6 protein-coding genes and 3 tRNA genes are annotated in these 6,309 nt (G+C 69.1%); 6 read left to right on the plus strand and 3 right to left on the minus strand.

The annotated features are described in order from the left end of the window. Positions 1–830 precede the first annotated feature (830 nt). The 3 genes from K7854_RS33015 (at position 831) to K7854_RS33025 (ending at position 2,408) form a co-directional block, all read left to right on the plus strand. Complete coding sequence (locus K7854_RS33015; RefSeq protein ID WP_226030244.1) at positions 831–1,529, plus strand: tyrosine-type recombinase/integrase; 699 nt, start codon at positions 831–833, stop codon at positions 1,527–1,529. Between the two features lie 149 nt (positions 1,530–1,678). Further along, positions 1,679–2,080, plus strand: a complete 402-nt coding sequence (locus K7854_RS33020; protein ID WP_226030245.1) for a tyrosine-type recombinase/integrase — start codon at positions 1,679–1,681, stop codon at positions 2,078–2,080. A gap of 10 nt (positions 2,081–2,090) precedes the next feature. Further along, entirely contained in the window at positions 2,091–2,408 is a 318-nt protein-coding gene (locus K7854_RS33025; protein ID WP_226030246.1) for a hypothetical protein, read from the plus strand. Between the two features lie 150 nt (positions 2,409–2,558). Here the strand turns inward: K7854_RS33025 and K7854_RS33030 are convergent. The 3 genes from K7854_RS33030 to K7854_RS33040 all read right to left on the minus strand — a co-directional run bounded on the left by K7854_RS33030 (position 2,559) and on the right by K7854_RS33040 (position 2,981). Beyond that, a tRNA-Ile gene (locus K7854_RS33030) sits at positions 2,559–2,632 on the minus strand. A 198-nt stretch (positions 2,633–2,830) separates the two neighbouring features. Continuing rightward, positions 2,831–2,903 (minus strand) — tRNA-Asn (locus tag K7854_RS33035). Positions 2,904–2,908: 5 nt separating this feature from the next. After that, positions 2,909–2,981: transfer RNA gene (locus K7854_RS33040), tRNA-Asn, on the minus strand. Positions 2,982–3,130: 149 nt separating this feature from the next. Between K7854_RS33040 and K7854_RS33045 the strand changes: the two genes are divergently transcribed. The 3 genes from K7854_RS33045 to K7854_RS33055 all read left to right on the plus strand — a co-directional run. Next, on the plus strand, positions 3,131–3,436 hold the full coding sequence (locus K7854_RS33045) for a YtxH domain-containing protein (protein WP_016326153.1): 306 nt from the start codon (positions 3,131–3,133) through the stop codon (positions 3,434–3,436). A gap of 51 nt (positions 3,437–3,487) precedes the next feature. Continuing rightward, positions 3,488–4,936: a xylulokinase gene (locus K7854_RS33050; RefSeq protein WP_226030247.1), complete on the plus strand. Its 1,449-nt coding sequence runs from the start codon at positions 3,488–3,490 to the stop codon at positions 4,934–4,936. 139 nt (positions 4,937–5,075) lie between these two features. Further along, positions 5,076–6,309 (plus strand): ABC transporter ATP-binding protein (locus tag K7854_RS33055; protein WP_226030248.1); only part of this gene is annotated, 1,234 nt, incomplete at its 3' end.

A 6,309-nucleotide genomic window follows, 5' to 3' on the forward strand; every position in this document is an offset into this window, starting at 1 on the left:
GCCGCGCACGGCAACGAGACTCTTACCGTCGCCGGGGGATGACCTCCGCCTGACCTGCGTCTGCATGCTCGAGACACGCTGCCTTGTGTGCCCGGATGTGGCCGACTCGTGCCGCCCTGATTCGCATATGCCTCCGGCAGTGCACTCAATCCCGGACAGAGTCTCCAAGATCAGGAGCGGTGCCGATGTCAGTGGCCTGGCATGTACTGACTGGGCGTTCGCCTCGCTGTCCGTCCGCGGCGTGGTATCGGCGCAACAACTCGTATGCCTTGTCGCGGCCAATGCCCAGCGCACGTCCCGCTGTTGTGACATTGACCGCGGCCGGGAGAGCAAGTAGCTCCTCCAGCCGCATGGCTCCGGTCGGTCCGCCCGCTTCCCGAGCAGTCATCGTTGGTCGCCTGTCTCCCCCGCGCCAACTTGTCAGCAACTTTACAACGCTGTCCGACACCCCCAGCAAGATCGAAAGAGATCACGCCAGACACGTACGGACACGTACGCGCACCGATGTCTGCCTGTGATCCAAGCAACAGTCAACAGGGAGCAGGGGTCGGATGTTCGAGTCGAGCTACTACCGGCGGTGCCAGTGCAAGGGGCGCTGAAGGACAAGGAGGGCAACCCCCGTCCTCGACGCGGAGGGCAAGCCGAAGATCGGGGACATCGGGCTGACGTGCCCGAAGCTCGGCAAGGGACACGGCACCTGGTACTTCTACTTCGAGGCCGAGCGCGGCGAGGGCAACAAGCGCGCCCGAATACGCCGCGGCGGCTTCGCCACCAAGGAGGACGCCAAGAAGGCCAAGGAGCTGTACGACGCGGCCACGCCCGGCACCGACGTGCTCTCCGACGAGACGTGCGGCGACTTCTTCCTCCGGTGGATCAAGGCGAAAAAGTTCCTCGCCCGCACCACCCGCCACGGCTACGAGAAGCACATCAACAACTACCTCCTCCCTCACCTCGGGCACATTAGACGCCGCGACCTCAAGGCCCGGCACCTCCACAAGATGTACGACGCGATCGAGAAGGAGAACGCCGAGCGGATCCTCCACCGTCTCCGCGTCGATCAGCTCCAGCAGGAACGTGACGCCGCACACCGGGCCTGGGTGAAGACGGCGGGCTACGCCAAGAAGGAGGAGCGCCGCGCCGCCCGCCGCGCCTTCCTCGACGCGAACGCCGCGCTCCGCGAGGGCAAGAAGGGGCTGCGGAAGGTCACCTCCGCCGCCACCATGCACCGCATCAACGACACCCTCAGCTCGGCGCTGTCCTGGGGGATTAAGCGCGAGCAGGCGTTCGCCAAGAACTGGGCACAGCTCGTGGAGCTGCCGCCGGTCACCCGGCTGAAGCCGCTCGTCTGGACGCCCGAGCGCATCGAGCACTGGAAGCGCACCGGCGAGAAGCCCGGCCCGGTCATGGTCTGGACACCGGAGCTGACCGGTCAGTTCTACGAGCTGTGGCACAGCTTCATCTTCCTCGGCCCCCGCCGCGGCGAGATGGCCGCGCTGCCCTGGACAGAGGTCAGCACGTACGCCCTATGACTGCGGATCTCCCAGCAGATCGTGGAGGTGGCCTACCAGCTGTACGGCGAAGCGCCTAAGACCGACAGCGTCCGCACCCTCTCCCTGAGCCTCGAGTCCGGCGACAACCTGGTCAGCTTCCGGGCGAAGCAGGAGCAGAAGCGCCAGGAGTGGGGAGACGCTACGTCGAAACCGGCCGCGTGTGGACGCACGAGAACGGCGAGGCACTGCACCCCGACTGGATCTTCCGCCGCTTCACCCGCCTCGTGGAGCTGTCCGGCCTGCCCCCGGTCCGCCTGTACGACCTGCGCCACCTGGCGGCCACCCTGTCCCTGCTCGCCGGTACCGACATCAAGGTGGTCCAGGAGAAGCTGGGGCACTCCTCGCGCCAGATCACCTCCGACACCTACACCAGTGTGCTGCCCGAGATGATGCGAGCCGAGGCCGAGTCGGTCATGGCCGTCGTCCCCCGGGAAGTACCCTTCGAGGTGCGCCCCCCTGGCGATCCCCGAGAGGGCCTGGCAGGGCGACATCGCTGTCTTCTTCGCCCACGGCACACGCCAGTCAGGTGACACCTGGGCAGTGGGAGCTCAGAGCCAGCCCGACTCCGATCTCCTCGGCATGATCACCCTCGCCGGCCGGGGCCAGGACGACGCCGCCAACGCGGCCGTGAAGTGGATACGCGACCACTGCACCGCACACGACCTGGAGCTGGTCCGGGTCGAGAACTTCAACGACCGGTACCCGGAAGAGCAGCGAGCCGACTTCTCGCTCACGCGCTTCACGATCGCCCGCTCCGACTCTCCGGGCGTGGACGGCTGGGCACTGCCGACGGGCCTGCCGCCCGCAGCGTCCCGGACCGCCCGCCGGGCTTCGAACAGGCGCCGGAAGGCGGCGTGAGGGCCCCTGTGTCCGCTGATCCGGGCCCTGTCCCCTGTGTGTCCCCTGGATCTTGGTCTGAACGAATGAACGGGGGTCGCCACCCTGGAGTGGTGACCCCCGTTCTCGCGTTTCCGCAGGTAGAAACGGTTCTCCTGGGAGGATCCTGGGTGGGGCGGGTGGGACTCGAACCCACGGCCGACGGATTATGAGTCCGCTGCTCTAACCGGCTGAGCTACCGCCCCATAGCGGCGTGTCGCGTACACGTGTGCGCGCCGTCTGCCGCAGCATAGCCGCTCATACGATCTCCTGCCTCGGCTGGTCGGCTTCCGCGGCTGCCTTCATGACCTTGAGGACTCCGCAGCGTGCCGCATGGTTCCCGGGACTTGAGAAGACCTGCCGGGCACATGAAAAAGGACCCCGGAGGGCCCTCGTTCACGGTGCTCCCCCGACTGGACTCGAACCAGTAACCTGCCGGTTAACAGCCGGCTGCTCTGCCAATTGAGCTACGGAGGACCGAGCTCCCCGGACTGGACTCGAACCAGTAACCTGCCGGTTAACAGCCGGCTGCTCTGCCAATTGAGCTACCGAGGAATGTCTCGTGTCGCATCGAACGTGTCTGCCTGGGTATTCGCCAGGGGGCGCGCGCTCGCTGCGACACATACATTAGCGCAAGCAGGGGGGTGCTCCGCCAATCGGTACTCGCCAGCACCCCGGAGCCAGTGAAGGGAAGGGTGGCCGCCATGCGTTACCGGCTCACGTTCGTCGTCGGACTAGCGGTGGGTTACGTGCTCGGCACGAAGGCCGGGCGGGAGCGTTACGAGCAGTTGCGGAAGTCCGCGCAGCAGGTCGCGCAGAACCCGGCCGTGCGCAACACCGCGGAGTCGGCGGCCCAGCAGGGCAGGCACTTCGCCGACAAGGCGTACCACGTGGTGAGCGACAAGGTCGGTGACCGGATGCCCGACTCGGTGGCCCACCGGGTGCGCTCGCTGCGGGAGCGCGGCAGCAACGGCAGCGGTCCCGACGACTGGGGCACCAGCAACACCTGAGACCCGAGGTCCCGGTACGGGGACCTCGGCCGGTGCGGCAGAATTTCGGGTATGGGGATAGTCGCCGGGTTGGACAGTTCGCCCGATTTCACTCGTATCGTCGTCTGTGATGCGGACACGGGTGCCGTGCTGCGCCAGGGCTACGCGCCGCACCCGCTGGAGAGCCCCGAGGGCGGGGGCCGGCCCGCAGACGTCGATCCGCAGGCCTGGCTGCTGTCCCTCGGGGAGGCGGCCGGCGGCGGGCTCCTGGAGGGCGTGCAGGCCATCGGCGTGTCCGCGCAGGCCAATTCGGTCGTGCCGCTGGACGCGCAGGGCAACACGGTGCGCCCGGCCATGGTCGGCGGCGACAAGCGCTCCCAGGTGGCGGCGGCCGACCTGATCGACGCGCTCGGCGGGCGTGAGGCCTGGGCGCAGGCCGTGGGGTCGGTGCCGCAGACCGCGCAGCCCGTGACGAAGCTGCGGTGGCTGGCGCGCAGCGAACCGGAGGCCGCCGCGCGGACCGCCGTACTGCTCCAGGCCCACGACTGGCTGGTGTGGCAGCTGCTCGGGCGGCCGGTGCGGCGGACCACCGACCGGGGCGGGGCGTCGGGCACCGGCTACTGGTCGGCGGCGACCGGCGGTTACCGGCCCGACCTGGTCGAGCTGGCGCTCGGGCATCAGGCGATGCTGCCGGAGGTGATCGGCCCGGCCGACGCGGCCGGCACGACTCCGGAGGGACTGCTGATCTCCGCCGGCACCGGCGAGACCCAGGCCGCGGCCTTCGGGCTCGGGATCGGGCTGGGCGACGCGGTGGTGTCGCTGGGCGCGTCCGGGTCCGTGATGGCCGTGCACCCGGAGGCCCTCGTCGACCAGTACGGCATGATCACCTCCCTCGCCGACGCCACCGGCATGCACCTGCCGGTCGTCACCACCCTGAACGCGGTACGGGCCCTGCGCGGCACCGCCGAACTGCTCGGGATGCCGGACCTGGAGAGCCTGTCGGAGCTGGCGATGAAGTCGACGCCGGGGTCGCACGGGCTGGTCCTGCTCCCCTATCTGGAGGGCGAGCGGACGCCGAACCTGCCGCACACCGCGGGGACCCTGGCCGGCCTGCGGCGCGAGTCGATGCGGCCGGAGCACCTGGCGCGGGCCGCCTTCGAGGGGATGCTGTGCGGCCTGGCCGACGCCCTGGACGTGCTGCGCGGCCGGGGCGTGGACGTACGGCGGGTGTTCCTGCTCGGCGCAGCGGCCGAGCTGCCGGCCGTGCAGGCGGCGGCGCCGGCGCTGTTCGGGACGCAGGTCGTGGTGCCGCAGCCGGCGGACTACGCGGCGATCGGCGCGGCCCGCCAGGCGGCCTGGGCGCTGGGCGTCTCCCAGGGCACCCTGGACCCGCGCACTCCCCCGGTCTGGCAGGGCGCGGTGGCGCAGGTCCTGGAACCGGGCGAGGAGCTGGCGGTGGGGCAGGCCGTGCGCCAGCAGTTCGTGTCGGTGCGCGAGCAGACGCACCCGGGCGCGCTGTGAAGCGGAGGCTTACCGCCCGTAGGCCGGAATTTGCCGCGCTCTTGGGTTAATCGGTTGAGGTAACGCGGGTGGAGTGTTCGACGATAGGGGCCAGGGGCAACCAACCGCGGCCCCTGTCGCCGACTCCGAGAGACTCAGTGTGCTCATACGACTACTGCGGACCTATCTCAGGCCGTACAAGAAACCCATCGCCCTGCTGGTGGCCCTGCAGTTCCTGCAGACCTGCGCCTCCCTGTACCTGCCGACCCTGAACGCGGACATCATCGACGACGGTGTCGTCAAAGGGGACTCGGGCTACATCCTGAGCTACGGCGCCCTGATGATCGGCATCTCGCTGGCCCAGGTGGTCTGCAACATCGGGGCCGTCTTCTACGGCGCGCGCACCGCGGCCGCCCTCGGCCGGGACGTACGGGGTGCCGTCTTCGACCGGGTGCAGTCCTTCTCGGCACGCGAGGTGGGCCACTTCGGCGCGCCCTCGCTGATCACCCGGACCACCAACGACGTGCAGCAGGTCCAGATGCTGGCCCTGATGACGTTCACGCTGATGGTGTCGGCGCCCATCATGTGCGTGGGCGGCATCGTGATGGCGCTCGGCCTGGACGTGCCGCTGTCCGGGGTGCTGCTCGGGGTGGTGCCGGTACTGGCGATCTGCGTCACGCTGATCGTGCGCAAGCTGCGCCCGCTTTTCCGGCAGATGCAGGTGCGCCTCGACACGGTGAACCGGGTGCTGCGCGAGCAGATCACCGGCAACCGCGTCATCCGTGCCTTCGTCCGCGACGAGTACGAGCAGCAGCGCTTCCGGAAGGCCAACACGGAGCTGACCGACGTCGCCCTCGGCACCGGCAACCTGCTCGCGCTGATGTTCCCGGTGGTCATGACGGTGGTGAACCTGTCGTCGATCGCGGTGGTCTGGTTCGGCGCCCACCGGATCGACAGCGGCGGGATGCAGATCGGCGACCTGACCGCGTTCCTCGCCTACCTCATGCAGATCGTCATGTCCGTGATGATGGCCACCTTCATGTTCATGATGGTGCCGCGCGCGGAGGTGTGCGCCGAGCGCATCCAGGAGGTGCTGGAGACCGAGAGCAGCGTGGTGCCGCCGGTGGCACCGGTCACCGAACTGCGCCGGCACGGCCACCTGGAGATCCGGGAGGCGGGCTTCCGCTACCCGGGTGCCGAGGAGCCGGTGCTCAGGAACATCGGCCTGGTGGCGAAGCCGGGCGAGACGACCGCCGTCATCGGCTCGACCGGCAGCGGCAAGTCGACCCTGCTGGGCCTGGTCCCCCGCCTCTTCGACGCCACCGACGGCGAGGTCCTGGTCAACGGGGTGGACGTGCGCACCGTCGACCCGAAGACACTGGCCAAGGTGGTGA

It is taken from the genome of Streptomyces hyderabadensis (genome assembly GCF_020404845.1).
Lineage (GTDB): Bacteria > Actinomycetota > Actinomycetes > Streptomycetales > Streptomycetaceae > Streptomyces > Streptomyces hyderabadensis.